Origin of the sequence: Pantoea sp. JGM49, from assembly GCF_018257655.1 — a bacterium.
GTDB lineage: Bacteria > Pseudomonadota > Gammaproteobacteria > Enterobacterales > Enterobacteriaceae > Pantoea > Pantoea communis.
Map to the genome: position 1 here is coordinate 21,275 of NZ_JAERJM010000019.1, position 14,079 is coordinate 35,353.

Consider the following 14,079-nt stretch of genomic DNA (forward strand, 5'->3'; position numbering starts at 1 on the left):
ACAACATGAATACTTATTCGCCGCAGGGCTACCTGGATTTAATTACTACACCGCCCAATTACCATCGTGATGTTGAGGTCGAACCGCAATATCAACCGGGTGATAGTATTATCACGCATAATTTAAATCCGCTGAGTCATACACGCCTGCCGCGCTATGCGCGTGGTAAAAAGGGCGTGATTGTTGCCAACTACGGTGCCTGCGTATTTCCCGATGCGCTGGTCGCAGAGCAATAGGAGAAACCGCAGTACGTCTACCTGGTGAAATTCATTGCCGCCGATTTGTGGGGGAGAGAATAGCGAGAATTTCAGCGTCCACCTGAGCGTCTGGTCCGACTATATTCAGGGCAGATGTGAGGATGCTGCGCATGGATGAGTTAAACGCGATTATTGCTCAGGTGAACGAAGCCGATCCCACCTTTGCACAACCCTGGGAAGCCGATGCGTTTGTCATCGCGGTGGCCCTGTCTCAACGCGGCTATTTTAGCTGGCCACAATGGGTGGAACAATTTGCCCAGGAGATCCGCGACTTCCCGCAGCGCAGCGATGAAAGCGCCCATACCGCCTATTATCGGCAATGGCTGAGCTGTCTGGAAAAGATCCTGTCACAACATCAATTGATTCCGATGTCAGAATTGCTGATTCGTGAAGAGCAGTGGCGCCAGGCTTTCCTCAACACGCCCCATGGCAGCCCGGTGGATCTCGCTGCCGCCAGCTGTCCGCCCGACCACCCGCATGATCATGACCATCATCATCATCATCATCACGACCATCACGCCGCGCAGCCACTGATCCAACCGCTGCGCGTCTTTGCCGCTGTCGGGTAATTCTCAGGAGTCTTTATGAAGGTGCTGAGTCATAAGCAAAAAGGCGCTGCGGTGATTGGTGGCGCCATGCTGTTTAATTTGCTGGTCATCGGTACGGCGTTGATGACTTTTCAGCATTCACCGGCCGCGCTGAGTGTCGCGCTGTTAGCCTATCTGTTTGGTTTGCGCCACGCCGTCGATGCCGATCATATCGCCGCCATTGATAATGCCACGCGCAAGTTGAGTAATGAGGGCAAGAGCCCGTTTACCGCAGGTATGTGGTTCTCACTCGGCCACGCTTCGGTGGTGCTGATCGCCTGCCTGATATTCGCTTTGACCACGCAACCTTTGCAGCAGATGTTTCCCGGCGTGAAAGAGATTGGCGGCATGATTAGCACACTGATCTCCGGTGCTTTTCTGCTGCTACTCGCCTGGGCTAACTCCCGCACTTTGTGGCAATGTTTTCGCCAACGTCAGCGGTTGCTGCGTGGCGATGTAACGCGGGTCCCGCAGGAGAGCCATCACCACGGCGTGCTCACCCGGCTATGCGCGCCACTGTTTCGCATGGTGAGCAAAAGCCATCATTTGTTCCTCATCGGTTTCCTGTTCGGCATTGGTTTTGATACAGCAACCGAAGTGGCGATTTTCGGTATGTCCGCCAACCACGCAGCGGGTGGCGAAGCGATGCTGCACATCATGTTGATGCCGCTTTTATTCACTGCCGGCATGATGCTGATCGATACCACAGATGGCGTCATGATGTTGAAACTGTATCGCTGGTCGCAATTCGATCCGTTGCGCAGCCTCACTTACACCCTCGCCATTTCATCACTCTCAATTGTGGTGGCCTTCGCGATTGGCTGTTACGAAGTGTCGACGGTGTTACAACTCAACACGCTGATCTCCCCTGCGCTGGATGGCGTGATGGAAGCAATCATCAGTCAGATGGGTTGGGAGCTGATTATAACGTCCATTGCTGTATGGCTACTGTTTTCACAGCGGGCTAAGCGTCGGGCGCTGTAAGTACAATGGCGGCTTTGTGCCGCCCTGTTTCTGGCATCAGCTCGTGTTAGACCCCCCTGTCAGGTTCAACATCCTGTCAAAAAAGCCTTTTCTGAAACAGGCTGCCATCAGTAAAAAGAATTGAAATCAAGAATCATTCTCATTATGGTGCAAGGTGATATGTACCAATAACCAATAGAATAAGGATTTCAATGCTTTATAGATTTTCAGCGATAAACCGTCCCATTGTCCTGCTGCTATTGTTGCTCAGCAGTGTCACCACCAGCGCGTTTGCACGCCCGAATATGACGCCACTCGGCCCGAATATCGCCGACAAAGGCTCCGCTTATTACCACTTATCCATCAGTGAATATGACTCGGCTGATGGCCAGCGGCATTACAAAGTTTGGACTGCGGTGCCAGATAAAGCGCCTCCGCCATCTGGCTACCCGTTGATCACGATGCTGGATGGCAATGCGGTAATGGACAGGCTGACCGATCCGCTGCTGCAAAAACTCTCGGCAGACAACCCTCCGGTTCTGGTGGTGGTCGGGTATCAAACCACTTTGCCGTTTGAGGTAAACGCGCGAACTTACGATTACACCCCGCTTGACAAAGAGCATGGCGATGCAGGATACACTTTTAGTCGCGGTCGCAAGGGCGGCGGCAGCAGCGCATTCCGCACCTTGCTAGAGCAACGTATTTTGGCCGCAGCGCAGAAAGGTGTGCATGTCGATCATCAACAACGCGCGCTGTGGGGCCACTCTTACGGCGGATTGTTTGTACTCGACAGCTATCTCTCCTCTCAGCTGTTTACGCGCTATTTCGCAGCCAGCCCGTCGATTGGCCAGGGGTACCATTCTCTATTAGGTGAGATGCAGACCCGCAAAGCCAGTAATAAGCAGATCACTTTGATGGAAGGGAATGGCGATCGCCGCAGCGATAGCAACACGGCGGAACCTGAAGTATTGCGCGCGGTGCGCACCACTATCGAAGGTATGGCAGAGAACGGCGCAGCTGCACGCTATCAACTTTATCCGGGACTGTCCCACGGACAAATGTTTGGTGCATCAATGGAAGAGGCGCTGCTGGAAATGTCGCAGGCAAAATAGCGAGGAGAAGTGGGCGCAAAAAATGCGCCCACCGAACGGCTTAATTAAAGAACTTTATATCAGTGGGCGTGGATATTTTTGCTGCATCGCCCGCTGCTTTCAGCTCACCGCTCTTTTCATCGAAATGGAACAGGGAAATATTGTTGGTGAACACGTTAGTGACATAGAGATATTTTCCACTGCCATCAAATGAGAACGCCCGAGGTTCAATGCCGTTGGCTTTATAACTGACCGGCTTGCCTAACTGGCCATCCGCCTCAATTTTAAACACCAACAGCTTATTATCTGAACCACGATTCGCTGCAATCACATATTTACCGTTCGGACTGAGAATAATTCCGCCGCCGCTACGGTATTCAGCACTGTTAGTTTCACTGTTCAGCTTCACGGTATTGCTGCGATCCAGATGATCGTCTTTCACTGTAAATACCGCGATCTCACCGGCCATTTCGGTGGTGACGTAGGCATGTTTGCCATCTGGTGAGAACACCATATGACGCGGGCCAGAACCTTCGGTAAAGGTCACGTCATGCGCGGTATCCGCTTCCAGAGGCTCAGCCTTATTGGCGTGATAACGATACGCATGGAGCTTGTCACCGCCGAGATCGGCAGCGAACAGATATTTACCGTCGTGGGTAAAGGTGGTCGAGTGTGCGTGACCGCCATCCTGACGCCCTTTCACCGCGCCCGTGCCGTGGTCGAAAGCAAAGTGCTGCACCTGCTCACCCAGTTTACCGTCATGATGAATCGGGAACACCGAGACGCCCGCGCCGCCTTTCGCCACCGAGTAGTTAGCGACAAACAGGAACTTACCATCCGGGCTTATGGTGGCGTGCGTCGGCTGTTGCCCATGGCTATCCACCGCATTTAACACTTTCACCTGACCGCTTTTATCAATGGACAGTGCGGTAACGGCCCCAGCGTTTTCTTCATTGGTGGTATAGGCAAAGCGGCCATCCTGGGATTTTACAATCCATGACGGGCTTTTCATTTTGACCACATCAAGTGGTGTTAAAGTGCCATCCGCATTCACCTTGAGGCGATATAAACCTTCGCTAGGATGATCCGGTTTCTGCTCTAATGGGGCATCTGGAATCGACGTCCAGGTACCCACCAAAGCGATTTGATGATGTTCCGCGGCATTTGCCATAGCGCTCCCCGCCAGTGAAAAAACAGCTAAGGATAATGCCATGGTTATGTTTGATGCTAAACCGCTGAATGTGGCTTTTTTATTTCTATTCATTTTCGTACCCCACCATAATCGGAATGTTTAACGACTATAGTGGGATTAATTTGAATAGCGCCCGGCCAGGGTGACCGGGTTCACAATATAGCAGATTAGTTTTTAGGAAATCGTGCCTTTAAATTCTGGCTCATCACGATTCAAGGTAAATATCTGCCAGTCAACTTGTTTGGTATGCAGCGTAAATACCGCTGTCGCCAGGGTGTTCTCTTCATCCGGATCGTTCGGCGAAAGGCGATAAATGGGCAGCACCGCATCATGCTGGTCAGAGAGAATCGCTTTTGCTGCATCGCCATCCAGCTGCGTTTGCGTCTCCAGCCACTCAATTAACCGCTGCTGGCGTGATCCGGAGCTGGCAGTGATCACCTGTTCCACGTCATCAAGTTGCGGATGAATCAGGTGATTGGCATGGGCGAACACTGCGGTCAGTGGCGTTACGGAGCAACCCGACCCCGTGGCTTCCACACTAAAGAGAAGGCTATCGCCCATCTGTCCGAGCGTATGGTGGAACGATCCGGCGCGCGGTGGTGTGGTCAGGATTGCGATGGCCTCATCCAGCGTGGCCGCATTCAACGCGGCGCGGGCCAGGATTTGACGCGGCACTCCTTCCGGACGATGCAGTGCACGAATATTATTCACCGTATTCACCACGCCCTTCTCGTTTACGGCAACGGTATGACCGCAAATCGACCCCGGATAAGCAAAGCTGGCGAACGCCATCCCACTATCCGGACGGATGCTGACGATGGCACAGTCATCGCGTAATTGAGGAAAACCATCTTCATTGTGCGCGATAGTTAACACGCCATCAGCACGCTGTCCCGCCACGGTGGTACATCCATCCGAGGTTGAACGTACTAAATCGCCACGGCAGTTCCAGGCAAAAACCTCCTCAATCGGCGCCTGTAATCCTGCGGCCAGCCCTTCCAGCTCCTGCCAGATCAGCGGATAGTGCGCCTGGACCAACGCGCGCATGGCCACCGTTTGGTCGGCGTCTTTCATGGCTGTCACTGTCTGCCAGAGTGCGGTGAGCGTCAGCTTTTGATGCCAGGCTTCACGGCCAAATTCACCCAGTTGCTGACCAATTTCGAAGGCGGAACCATGGATTGCGATTTTTTTCATATTGATGCACTTTGCAAAAGAATGTCTGAAGAATCTGGAGCAGGCGTCTGTGCGCCGTTCATGATCATCGAGAGGAAGCTGTAATAACCGTTAATGCCAATCAGATCCACCACGCCCTTTTCGCCCCATAAATCGATGGCTTGTTGCCAGGAGGTGTCAGTGACTTTTTGCTGTTGATGCAGTTGCTGGCAAAAGTGGTAAATCACCCACTCATCCGGCTTTAAGTCATCGGGCAGGCGCTTCTCATTAATGGCCTGCACGGCAGCGCCGGATATGCCCTTTTCCCGGGCGATGGGCGCATGAATCGCCCACTCCACCGGCTGCGACCAGTGACGCGCCGTCATGAGAATCGCCAGTTCCGATAAGCGCTGACCGAGCGCGCTGCGATAGCGCAGGTACTCTCCCATGCGCTGCGCGTGCGCCATCAATTCCGGGCTGCGCAGTAAAGGCTCAAACGGCGGAAGCAATGCACCGCGCGGCCCATTAATGATCTCTTCTGCCAGTGGACGTTGCTGGTCGTCCCACTCGTGCTCCGCCAGCGGCGGCAAACGATTAATCATAATTTACCGGTCTCCTCACGTATCACGGTTGCCAGCGTATCCACCACAAAATCGAGCTGGCTCGGCGTAATAATAAATGGCGGAGCAATCAGGATGTGGTCGCCATACTGCCCGTCAATGGTGCCGCCCATCGGATACACCATCAGGCCACGAGCCATACAGTTGGCTTTAATGCCAGCATGTAGTTTCAGTGCAGGATCGAACGGGGTTTTGCTCTTTTTTTCGCGCACCAGTTCCACACCGGCAAATAAGCCGCGCCCACGCGTGTCGCCCACATGCGGCAATGCGCCCAGCACTTCACGCAAAGCATTTTGCAGATACGCGCCCTGCTGCTTCACCGCATCGAGCAGGTTATCGCGTTCAATCACCTGCTGGACGGCCAGTGCCGCTGAAGCCGCCGTAGCGTGGCAAATATAAGTATGACCGTGCTGGAACAGACCACTGCCCGACTGGAGTGCGGAGACGATCTTTTCGCTGGCCAGCACGGCACCAATCGGCTGATAACCGCCACCCAACCCTTTGGCGATAGTGACCAGATCCGGCACCACATCATCTTGTTCAAACGCGTGCAACGTCCCGGTGCGTCCCATACCGCACATCACCTCATCGGCGATATACAAGATGCCGTATTTATCGCACAGTGCGCGCACGCCTTTCAGATAACCTGGCGTCGGCGGAGTCGCGCCGGTGGTGGCACCCACTACCGTTTCAGCGCAGAAACCAATAATGGTTTCCGGACCGGCATCAACAATTGCTTGTTCCAGTTCATTAAGCAGACGCGTGGTGTATTGCTGCTGCGTTTCATCAGCACGAAGATCGCGGTATTCATTACAGGCTGACACGCGAATCACGTCGATCAGTAATGGGGCAAACTGGCGACGGCGCCACTCATTGCCGCCGACGGCCAATGCACCCAGCGTGTTGCCGTGATAGCTCTGCTTGCGCGCGATGAATTTGGTACGTGACGCCTGCCCGATTTCAACGAAATATTGACGCGCTAATTTCAGCGCGGTTTCCACGGCTTCCGAACCACCGGAAACGAAATAGGCGTAGTTGAGATCGCCAGGCGCCGTGCGCGTCAACTGTTCAGCGAGTTGCTCAACGGTGTTGCTGGTAAAAAAGCTGGTGTGAGCATAGGCCAGTTGGTCGATTTGACGATGCATCGCGGCTAACACATCAGGATGTGCGTGGCCTAAGCAGGAAACGGCAGCACCACCGCAGGCGTCGAGATACTGCTTTCCTTGTTTATCGAAGATGTACGCCCCTTCGGCGCGAGCAGCCACGGCGGGCGTGCTGCGCAAACTGCGGTGAATAATGTGGCTCATACTGGGTACTGCTCCTGAATACGCTACGGTGATTAAGCGCATCTTGCAGGAATCATTTGGATCACGTCAATGCAATAATGATTCACATGCATTCCATTTTCTTATGACGGATACAAATGAATCATTCCTCAGGATTTGCCAGGCACCACATAAGCTCCAGATTCAATGAGATAGCGTTCGGCATTTTCGATTTTATGCACAGCATCACGGCCATGGCGCGCCACCAGCATTGCCAGTAAGCACTCTGCCAGCCCCATGCCAGAGACCACTGAGGGGAAGAACGACGGACTGTAGATAGAGAATAACAGGGTGCAGTCGGCGGCCTGCGCCAGCGGGGAAACTGGTGAATCGGTAATCGCGATGATCTTTGCGCCTGACTGCTGCGCGGCGTGCAGCACATCCAGTGACTCGCGTGAATAAGGCGCAAAGCTGGTCAGCAGTACACAATCCTGGGCGGTGAGTTCACGAGTAAACACCTCGATATTACTGGCGAGGCCATCAATCAACGAGACCTGACGATTGAAGAGTCGGTAAACATAAAACAGTGACCAGGCAATGGGAAAACTGGCGCGAAAGCCGCAGATATAGACGTTATCAGCCGCATCGAGCAGGGTCACAGCTTGTTCCATTTCCGCCTGATTTTCGTTTTGCGTAAAGGCCAGATTGGCCTGATGCGCGCTAAACACCTCATCATACAGCTGCGGCTGTGTTCCTTTGGCGATCAGTTTTTCGGCCTTGGATACGTATGTATCATTGCGCAGGCCAATGTCATCAATGAAGGCATCTTTCAGTTCGCCCCAGCCGTTGTAGCCCAAACGCTGCGCCAGCCGCAGCAGCGTGGCAGGTTTCACACCGGCTTCAACGGCAAACGCGCGCATCGATTGCACCACCAGCTGATTGGCATTTTGCAGAGAGAACTCAGCCGCGCGCTGCAGTTCTGGTGACAGCTCACTGAACTGGCCGACAATTTTTTCCCGAAGATTCATGGCGTTTGGTCGTTGATGGCAGATGGATGCATATAAACATAATTGCGACGGCGAGAAAACCAGACGCAGAGACGATTCATCCTGGAGCGAATGCCGTGGTGCTCCGGGCGCGGTGGCGCAATTCTTTCCAATACAGTGTGATTCGTGCCGTGGTTTAATGCCGCCCACAGAAAAAAATAAGGACAGGCTTGTTGCTATGCTGCAGTTTTCAAATGGTTTTCTGCTGAGTTTATCGCTGTGCCTTGATATTGGGCTGGCCAATATCGCCATGATTACCCTCGCGATGCAGCGTGGCTATTTTCACGGTTTTTGGTTAGGGATTGGCACCTGCATTGGCGACCTGATTTATGCGGTGCTGGCGCTGGCTGGCATGGCGGTGGTGTTGCAGTTTACTGCGGTACGCTGGGTGTTGTGGATTGGCGGTGGATTATTACTACTGTGGTTCGCAGGTAAAATGTTGATCGCTGCACTGCGTAAAGATGCGGCGTTACCCCCAGCGGAGCAACAGCCTTATCGTTCGTTACTGCGAGAGTTCAGTAGGGGCGTGGTGCTGGCGATGTCATCTCCCACGGCGATTTTATGGTTTGCCAGCGTGGGCGGTGCACTGATTGCTCGCATGGGGCACGGCAGCGTCAATGCCACCTCTTCTTTCCTCGGTGGGTTCTTTATCGCGGGAGTGGTCTGGACCTGTGTGTTATGCCTGGTGGGCAGCATGGGCGGTAAGCTGTTGGGGCAGCGCCTGTTAAAATACTCCTACCTCGCCTCGGCGCTGATCTTCTGCTACTTCGCCGCCTATGTGATGGTGTCAGGCTATCGGGAGTTTGTATTGGGCTGAGGCAATTTGCTGGGCGTAATGGTGTGGTGTGGTACCCATTACTTTGCGAAAGGCGTTAATGAAGTGGCTTTGATCGTAAAAACCCAGTTGCAGCGCGGCTTCCTGCGGATGTACCCGACGGCGCAACAGTTCCCGCGCCTGCTGTAGCCGCAATTGCATATGGTATTGCAACGGTGGCAGCCCGGTGAGCTGGGTGAAACGACGCACCAGATGATACTTACTTAGCCCGGCACGTTGCGCCAGCACATCCAGTTGCGGTTTCTCGTGCAAGTGTTCACCAAGAAACTGCTTCACCTGCTCGATAATCTGCACTTCCCCCTGTTCGGCACTCTCTTTATCGTCGAGCAGTTCACCACACAGCCACAGCAGCTGTTGTTCCAGCAGTAACTCATCTCCTGTGCGCGCGGCCTGGTCGAATTCAGTGATCGCCTGAAACAACAGCGCGTCATGGAACACCCCTTCGCGCAAAGCGGGCGCAGCGGTGGTGTCAAACATTTCGGATAAGATCACCTGCGGCAAGTGGATGCTGATAAAACTCACCGGATCATTGCTGAATAAGGAGGACTGAATCGCGCTGGGATTATAAATCGTCACCTGCCCGGCAAACACGTCAGAGACTTTGCCATCGAGCCAAATCTCTTCGCGCCCGCTGAGGTTAGCGCAAATTACATATTCATTATGCAGATGACGTGGAAAGCGGCTGCCAGTGGCGTTCACGCGCGAACATTCAATGCCATTACGGCTAAACCATTCTGATGAGGAGAGCGACACGCGATTACCCGGTAAATATGGTGATGGGTTATAACAGCATCGCCAGGGTCGAATTGCAATGCTGCTGAGTTATAGCGGGCCGATTAGCTTTAGTGACCATTAAAGCGTTTGCCGGGAGCCGCTGCTGCAACGGCTTCCGGCAACGAGGATAAGGCTTAAATTCCCGCAATCCGTTTCAAATCTGCTTCCGCGCCAGGCGCCACCGCCAGCACCTGAGCGCCTTTCAGCAAACGTTCGCCTTCGGTATTGAACGGGTGATACCAGCCGCCCGCCTCTTTCACCAGGCAGTAGCCCGCCAGACAATCCCATGCGTGCATATAGGGTTCGTAATAGCCCACTACGCGCCCAGCCGCCACCCACGCCAGCATCAATGCGCCAGAGCCGATACGGATAAAGTTGCCCCCGGCCTCCAGCAATGAGGCCAGAATATTGCCAACTTCAACAGGGCTAACGTGACTGTTAGCGCCAAAGCCAGTGACATGGTTTTGTAGCGTGCGGGTTGGATCAACCTGCAAACGACGGCCATTTAACGTCGCGCCTTGCCCCAACGCCGCCACATAGCACTCCTGATAGGTTGGCGCATAGATCACCCCGATCACTGGCACACCGTCATGCAGTACCGCGACGGAGACGCACCAGTTTGGCATGCCGTTCAAAAACGGGCTGGTGCCATCAATCGGATCAACTACCCAGGTGTATCCCGATGTGCCTTCCTGCAATCCGTACTCTTCCCCCAGGAAACCGTCGTCGGCAAACTGGGCGCGAATCTGCTGATCGATCATCTGCTCGACTTCGCGGTCAGCGCGCGACACCACATCCTGAAGATCATACTTGGTCTCGACCACCAGCGTGTCGCGATGATGGAAATACTCCAGCGCCTTCTCGCCCCCTGCGCGTGCCACTTTCTCTGCCAAAATCAAACGTGCCAGCAGCGCGTCATTCACGGTGTCACTCATTATCTGTCCTTAAATTATCCGGCAATCAGGGCTAATCCCTGAGGTTTAAAATCAATCGCCACGGCAGAAGCCAGCGGCAGACGCTGCTCCATCTGCGCATCAACGATAAACAAGGAACCGAGCGGCGTGGCCACTTCATATTCGATGTGATCACCCAGCCATGTGCTGTGGGTCACTTCGCCTTGCAAGGCTCCCTGCCCATCGCTGTGCAACGTAATAAACTGCGGACGCACCGACAATTGGGCCGAGCCGGTTGGCACGCCGTTACCGCGCACGCGATAACGCAGATTTCCCAGCCGCACCAGCGCATCGTTGCCCTCCACTTGCTCGACTTCGCACGGCAGAATGTTGGCTTCCCCCATAAAATCAGCGATGAACACCGAATTCGGGGCGTGGTAAAGGCTTTCTGGTGCGCCTTGCTGGGCAATATCACCCTCTTTCATGACAATAATTTTATCAGACACCGCCAGCGCTTCTTCCTGATCGTGCGTGACATAGACTGCGGTAAAGCCAAGCCTTTGTTGTAGCTCGCGAATATCGGTGCGCACACGGCGACGCAGACGTTCATCAAGATTGGATAAGGGTTCATCCAGCAGAAGCACCTGCGGTTCCAGCACCAACGCACGCGCCACTGCAATACGCTGTTGCTGACCGCCCGAAAGCTCAGACGGCAATCGCTGGCCCTGGTTTTCCAGTCCCACCAGTTTCAATCCTTCGCGCGCCCGGTCTTGCGCTTCCCGCTTGTTCATTCCCGAGGACTGAAGCCCATACATGATGTTGTCGAGCGCGCTCATATGGGGAAACAGCGCGTAAGATTGAAACACCATTGCCACATCGCGCTCGTTGGCAGGCAAATGTGTTACGTCTTTACCGCCAATCAGAATGCGCCCGGAGGTGGGATGTTCCAGCCCCGCCAGCAAGCGCAGCGTGGTGGTCTTGCCGCAACCAGAGGGGCCCAGCAGCGTAACCAGCGTGCCAGGTTCCACCGTCAGTGACAGATCTGGTAAGGCGTTGAAGCCCGCAAAACGTTTAGTGACATGCTCAAATACCACGGAACCCGCATTGATACTGGTCATACGGTTCTCTCCTGAGTTAACGAAGTTGAAGTCGACGGCACAGCGATATCCGCGGGGCGGGCAACACGACGCAGTTTTCGCTCACCCACCAGCCACTGAAACACGCCAATTATCAGTAACATCACCACAATCAATACGGTGGAGTAAGCAATCGCCACGCCGTACTCACCGTTTTCGACCAGCCCGACAATGTAGGAGGTCGCCATATTGTATTGCGCACTGACGAGGAAGATGACGGCGCTAATGGAAGTAATAGCGCGAACGAAGGCATACACTAACGCGGCGCTGATCGCCGGTTTGAGCAACGGCAGCACCACTTTGCGCAGCGTGCGGAAACTGTTGGCACCCAGCGTCAATGAGGCTTCATCAAGGCTTTTATCCAGTTGGCTCATGGCCGCAATGCCCCCGCGCACCCCCACCGGCATATTACGAAACACAAAGCAGGCAATCAGGATGAGAGCCGTACCGGTGATCTCCAGCGGCGGCAAGTTGTACGCCATCACATAACTCACACCAATCACCGTGCCCGGAATAGCGAAACTCAGCATCAACAAGAATTCAAACGTCTGACGGCCGGCAAACTTCTGTCGCACAATCAGCCAGGCGGTGAGCAAGCCGACAATCGCGGTGAGCGGCGCGGCAATCAGCGCTATCTCCAGCGTGGTCCAGAACGAGTTCCACGCCACGCCGGTCCAAAGCAAATGCCCGTCACTGCTGCTGACACGGAAAGCTCGCACATAATGCTCGACAGTGAGGGCGTCATTTAGCCCCCATGATTGCACAAACCCACCGACGACGATCATGCCGTAAATCACCAACGTGAACAGCCCCCACGGGATCACCATGCCATACACGCCATAGCGTAATAGTCTGGGCAGTTGACCATGTTTGCCGCCGTCGCCCTTACCAGTGACGGTGGCGAAGTTTTTGCCGCCCAGCCACCAACGCTGCAGTACGAACGCCGCCAGGGTGAAGCTGAGTAAAATCATCGCCAGCACCGCTGCCCGACTGGGATCATTCTGCGCGCCGACTACCGAGAAGAAGATTTCGGTGGAGAGAACACCGTGACTGCCGCCCAGCACCATCGGGTTACCAAAATCAGCCATGCTTTCGATAAAGCTGATCAGGAAAGCGTTGGCCAGACCGGGCGCCATTAAAGGAAGGGAAATGCGGCTGAAGGTGCGCCAGCGGTTGGCGCGCAGCGTTTGTGAGGCTTCTTCCAATGAAGGGCTTACCCCCTCGACCACACCAATCAGCACCAGAAACGCGATAGGCGTGAATGACAGCACCTGCGCAATCCAGATGCCGGTTAAACCATACAGCCATCGTCCAGGTTCGATGCCAAACAGCGCCGCCAGATATTCCGTGACCACGCCTGAACGACCAAACAGCAGAATCAGCGCCAGACCAATCACAAACGGCGGCGTGATAATCGGCAAAATGGTCAGCATACGCAGCGCTTTTTTACAGGGCAGCGGCGTGCGCGTGGCGGCCAGCGCAAAGGCCAGCCCCAATAACGTAGAACCAGAAGCCGTCATCAGCGCCAGCCACAGCGTGCGCCAGGCCGTACCGCAGGTGCCTCCTTTCAAACAGGCCAGACTCCAGATTGAAGGATCCTGAATATTGCTGATCAGTCCGTCGGGTTTAAAACTGCCATCAACGTCCTGCACCGAGACCACAAACATGCTCAGCACCGGATAGAGCACAAAAATACTGACCAGCGCGGTCAGTAATACCAGGGACGCCACCACAAAGGCATCGCCTTTCAACACGCCTCGCTCGGCCAGCGCAAACGAAAACAGCAGCAAAAAGGTGGTCATCAACAGCAGTGCACCCGCGCCCATCGCCGGTTGGCCCTGCTCCAGTGCCCCGAAGCGGTTTTCCAGCCATAACCAGCTCCAGCCGCTGTAGCCGATGGCATGTCCTTCAATCACCAGAAAAATGACGCCCAGTGCGCTAAATAACAGTATCAGGCGGCTGCGCGCGCCAGAGGGAAGTAATCCACACGCGGCACAGAGCGCGAACAAGGTCAGTGCAATCGCCAGCCACGGATGTGAGCTGACCTGCCACAAGGCGGGCGCATTAGCAGGATCGCGCCACAAATTGAACAACCAGCCGCCATCAAAAAAGCCGGCTTCCAGGCTATACCACGGCAGCAAGAGTAGAGATGCCAGGCCGATCAACAGTGCGCCGGTAAGCCGACGATTATTTGCATGCATAAAACACCTCAAGAGGGAGAGTCTGCCTCTCCGGCTCGCAGTGGAATGATGTGTTGAAAGGCGCCAC

14 protein-coding genes are annotated in these 14,079 nt (G+C 54.5%); 5 read left to right on the forward strand and 9 right to left on the reverse strand.

The annotated features are described in order from the left end of the window. Window positions 1-5: 5 nt before the first annotated feature. The 4 genes from JK231_RS25795 (at window position 6) to JK231_RS23340 (ending at window position 2,919) form a co-directional block, all read left to right on the forward strand. Window positions 6-236, forward strand: a complete 231-nt coding sequence (locus tag JK231_RS25795; RefSeq protein ID WP_097118869.1) for an SH3-like domain-containing protein — start codon at window positions 6-8, stop codon at window positions 234-236. Between the two features lie 131 nt (window positions 237-367). After that, window positions 368-826, forward strand: a complete 459-nt coding sequence (locus tag JK231_RS23330) for a nitrile hydratase accessory protein (protein WP_176505786.1) — start codon at window positions 368-370, stop codon at window positions 824-826. Window positions 827-841: 15 nt separating this feature from the next. After that, complete coding sequence (locus JK231_RS23335) at window positions 842-1,828, forward strand: HoxN/HupN/NixA family nickel/cobalt transporter (RefSeq protein ID WP_211729705.1); 987 nt, start codon at window positions 842-844, stop codon at window positions 1,826-1,828. A 191-nt stretch (window positions 1,829-2,019) separates the two neighbouring features. Next, complete coding sequence (locus tag JK231_RS23340) at window positions 2,020-2,919, forward strand: alpha/beta hydrolase-fold protein (RefSeq protein WP_211729706.1); 900 nt, start codon at window positions 2,020-2,022, stop codon at window positions 2,917-2,919. 40 nt (window positions 2,920-2,959) lie between these two features. On the opposite strand, the gene JK231_RS23345 is transcribed toward JK231_RS23340, so the two are convergent. The 5 genes from JK231_RS23345 to JK231_RS23365 all read right to left on the reverse strand — a co-directional run bounded on the left by JK231_RS23345 (window position 2,960) and on the right by JK231_RS23365 (window position 8,155). Next, window positions 2,960-4,069, reverse strand: coding sequence for a lactonase family protein (locus JK231_RS23345; RefSeq protein ID WP_211729707.1), 1,110 nt, complete (start codon window positions 4,067-4,069; stop codon window positions 2,960-2,962). A 195-nt stretch (window positions 4,070-4,264) separates the two neighbouring features. Further along, window positions 4,265-5,284 carry a C45 family peptidase gene (locus tag JK231_RS23350; protein ID WP_211729708.1) on the reverse strand — a complete coding sequence of 340 codons (1,020 nt, stop codon included), beginning with the start codon at window positions 5,282-5,284 and terminating at the stop codon, window positions 4,265-4,267. Continuing rightward, entirely contained in the window at window positions 5,281-5,844 is a 564-nt protein-coding gene (locus tag JK231_RS23355; RefSeq protein ID WP_211729709.1) for a carboxymuconolactone decarboxylase family protein, read from the reverse strand. Before JK231_RS23355 ends, JK231_RS23350 begins: the two co-directional genes overlap by 4 nt. Further along, entirely contained in the window at window positions 5,841-7,169 is a 1,329-nt protein-coding gene (locus JK231_RS23360; protein ID WP_211729710.1) for an aspartate aminotransferase family protein, read from the reverse strand. The genes JK231_RS23355 and JK231_RS23360 overlap by 4 nt, the downstream gene beginning before the upstream one ends. A gap of 128 nt (window positions 7,170-7,297) precedes the next feature. Beyond that, a complete protein-coding gene (locus JK231_RS23365; RefSeq protein WP_097118862.1) occupies window positions 7,298-8,155 on the reverse strand; it encodes a MurR/RpiR family transcriptional regulator in 858 nt (285 codons plus the stop codon). A 196-nt stretch (window positions 8,156-8,351) separates the two neighbouring features. On the opposite strand from JK231_RS23365, the gene JK231_RS23370 reads away from it, so the two are divergent. Next, window positions 8,352-8,990: a LysE family transporter gene (locus tag JK231_RS23370; protein ID WP_211729711.1), complete on the forward strand. Its 639-nt coding sequence runs from the start codon at window positions 8,352-8,354 to the stop codon at window positions 8,988-8,990. On the opposite strand, the gene JK231_RS23375 is transcribed toward JK231_RS23370, so the two are convergent. The 4 genes from JK231_RS23375 to JK231_RS23390 form a co-directional block, all read right to left on the reverse strand. Continuing rightward, window positions 8,961-9,761, reverse strand: coding sequence for an AraC family transcriptional regulator (locus JK231_RS23375; protein WP_211729712.1), 801 nt, complete (start codon window positions 9,759-9,761; stop codon window positions 8,961-8,963). The two genes, JK231_RS23370 and JK231_RS23375, sit on opposite strands and share 30 nt — an antisense overlap. A 155-nt stretch (window positions 9,762-9,916) precedes the next feature. Continuing rightward, a complete protein-coding gene (locus JK231_RS23380) occupies window positions 9,917-10,717 on the reverse strand; it encodes an inositol monophosphatase family protein (protein ID WP_160834387.1) in 801 nt (266 codons plus the stop codon). Window positions 10,718-10,731: 14 nt separating this feature from the next. Beyond that, a complete protein-coding gene (locus JK231_RS23385; RefSeq protein WP_160834386.1) occupies window positions 10,732-11,793 on the reverse strand; it encodes an ABC transporter ATP-binding protein in 1,062 nt (353 codons plus the stop codon). Continuing rightward, complete coding sequence (locus tag JK231_RS23390) at window positions 11,790-14,012, reverse strand: iron ABC transporter permease (protein ID WP_211729713.1); 2,223 nt, start codon at window positions 14,010-14,012, stop codon at window positions 11,790-11,792. The genes JK231_RS23385 and JK231_RS23390 overlap by 4 nt, the downstream gene beginning before the upstream one ends. Window positions 14,013-14,079: the final 67 nt, after the last annotated feature.

What these genes read in the sequence shown, in the direction of transcription:
- JK231_RS25795 (WP_097118869.1), top strand. Translation starts at nt 6, where the DNA reads ATGAATACTTATTCGCCGCAGGGCTACCTGGATTTAATTACTACACCG.
- JK231_RS23330 (WP_176505786.1), top strand. Translation starts at nt 368, where the DNA reads ATGGATGAGTTAAACGCGATTATTGCTCAGGTGAACGAAGCCGATCCC.
- JK231_RS23335 (WP_211729705.1), top strand. Translation starts at nt 842, where the DNA reads ATGAAGGTGCTGAGTCATAAGCAAAAAGGCGCTGCGGTGATTGGTGGC.
- JK231_RS23340 (WP_211729706.1), top strand. Translation starts at nt 2,020, where the DNA reads ATGCTTTATAGATTTTCAGCGATAAACCGTCCCATTGTCCTGCTGCTA.
- JK231_RS23345 (WP_211729707.1), bottom strand. Translation starts at nt 4,069, where the DNA reads ATGGCAAATGCCGCGGAACATCATCAAATCGCTTTGGTGGGTACCTGG.
- JK231_RS23350 (WP_211729708.1), bottom strand. Translation starts at nt 5,284, where the DNA reads ATGAAAAAAATCGCAATCCATGGTTCCGCCTTCGAAATTGGTCAGCAA.
- JK231_RS23355 (WP_211729709.1), bottom strand. Translation starts at nt 5,844, where the DNA reads ATGATTAATCGTTTGCCGCCGCTGGCGGAGCACGAGTGGGACGACCAG.
- JK231_RS23360 (WP_211729710.1), bottom strand. Translation starts at nt 7,169, where the DNA reads ATGAGCCACATTATTCACCGCAGTTTGCGCAGCACGCCCGCCGTGGCT.
- JK231_RS23365 (WP_097118862.1), bottom strand. Translation starts at nt 8,155, where the DNA reads ATGAATCTTCGGGAAAAAATTGTCGGCCAGTTCAGTGAGCTGTCACCA.
- JK231_RS23370 (WP_211729711.1), top strand. Translation starts at nt 8,352, where the DNA reads ATGCTGCAGTTTTCAAATGGTTTTCTGCTGAGTTTATCGCTGTGCCTT.
- JK231_RS23380 (WP_160834387.1), bottom strand. Translation starts at nt 10,717, where the DNA reads ATGAGTGACACCGTGAATGACGCGCTGCTGGCACGTTTGATTTTGGCA.
- JK231_RS23385 (WP_160834386.1), bottom strand. Translation starts at nt 11,793, where the DNA reads ATGACCAGTATCAATGCGGGTTCCGTGGTATTTGAGCATGTCACTAAA.
- JK231_RS23390 (WP_211729713.1), bottom strand. Translation starts at nt 14,012, where the DNA reads ATGCATGCAAATAATCGTCGGCTTACCGGCGCACTGTTGATCGGCCTG.